The organism is Ketobacter sp. MCCC 1A13808 (assembly GCF_009746715.1).
In the GTDB taxonomy this organism is placed as follows: domain Bacteria; phylum Pseudomonadota; class Gammaproteobacteria; order Pseudomonadales; family Ketobacteraceae; genus Ketobacter.
This window is the reverse complement of record NZ_VRKW01000059.1, coordinates 1-1,419: the sequence shown is the minus strand read 5'-3', so window position 1 is coordinate 1,419 and position 1,419 is coordinate 1. Positions and strand designations below refer to the sequence as shown.

Sequence of the window (1,419 nt, the reverse complement as noted above, 5' to 3'; positions counted from 1 at the left end):
CGTGTATGGACTCCTCCTCTATTGCAAGCACTTTTATCAATAGCGAATAGGTACGACTGCCTACGTGTATCCGGTCTCTTTCATGATGCCGTCTTTGTAGGCATCGGACCCTGATGGGCTATTCGCGCACTGGTTCCCATTCGCTTACACGAGCTCAAAGCTCACACCAATAAAAGGGGTTTCCCAATGCCGGTTCGACCTGTTCGTCATCAATCAAAATGCTACGCAATCGTGGTGTTGAACGTCTCCTGATACAATTTCCGCTTGTTTCTCAGGCAGCGAGATCAGGCGCTAGCCGCTGCAAGTTTTTCGTCATAAGTCGTTCCATTTTGCACAAGCGCCCAGGCAATGCGAGCGGTTTTGTTAGCCAGGGCTACCGTGGCAACGTTGGCATGCTTACGGGATTTAAGGTTTTTCATCCAACGACTCAGTCCGTCGTCTTTGCCATCAATGTGATGCAACACCGCCCGCGCCCCATGCACAAGCAACTTGCGAATGTAACTGTCGCCGCGCTTACTGATCCCCAGCAATCGTTCTCGCCCTCCGGTGCTGTGCTGTCTAGGCGTCAACCCCAGGGATGCCGCGAAATCTCGCCCCCTGCTGTAAGCCTGCCCATCACCCAAAGCACCTGATAAGGCGCTGGCTGTGAGCGGACCCACACCTCGCAGGGTCATTAATCGTCGCGCCACAGGATCTTGTTTAACACTGTCAGCGATCCGCTGGTCAAGCGCCGTAATGCGGTCATCCAGATGCCGGAGGTCGTCAGCCAATCCGATAAGCAGAGTGCGGAAATTATCGGTGAGCCCGTTCTCGACGCCTTCAAGCCATTCAGGTAAAGCGCGGCGAAGTTGCTGAATGCCTAACGGTGCTACGATGCCATACTCGCCCACCAACCCGCGTATCTGATTAGCTTTGGCCGTGCGTTGCCCGACAAGCTCTTCGCGGATACGATGAGCGGCCTGAATATCCTGCTGTGCAACCGTTTTCGGCTTCACAAATCGCATATTCGGACGACTCATCGCTTCGCATATCGCCTCTGCGTCGACCCGATCGTTTTTATTGCTTTTCACGTAGGGCTTAACAAACTGGGCTGCGATTAACCGGACGCGATAACCTCGTCTCTGAAGCTCTCTAGCCCAGTGATGGGATGATGCACAGGCTTCCATACCAATCTCGGCTCCAGCGGGCACTTTCTGGCTGAGCGCATCAAGCCATTTAGTACGAGAATACTTACCTTGCCATTGTGGCTGGTCATGGCGATCCACGCCATGCACGTGGAACACTGATTTAGCAATATCAACACCAACGCGGATAATATTCATTTGGGATTCTCCTCATATTCACAATGCCTACCTGTTCACTCACTATTTTGGCACGTGGATGCCGGAGTGGTAAGGAGGAGTCCATCCCATTGCTTAC

Annotated in this window: 1 protein-coding gene; it reads right to left on the bottom strand. The window is 53.0% G+C overall.

Features of this window, described 5'->3' with window-relative positions; translation table 11 throughout:
• Positions 1–284: 284 nt before the first annotated feature.
• Complete coding sequence (locus tag FT643_RS23000) at positions 285–1,322, bottom strand: IS110 family RNA-guided transposase (protein WP_156873735.1); 1,038 nt, start codon at positions 1,320–1,322, stop codon at positions 285–287.
• Positions 1,323–1,419 lie beyond the last annotated feature (97 nt).

Coding starts and splice junctions, on each gene's coding strand:
- FT643_RS23000 (WP_156873735.1), bottom strand. CDS start 1,322: ATGAATATTATCCGCGTTGGTGTTGATATTGCTAAATCAGTGTTCCAC.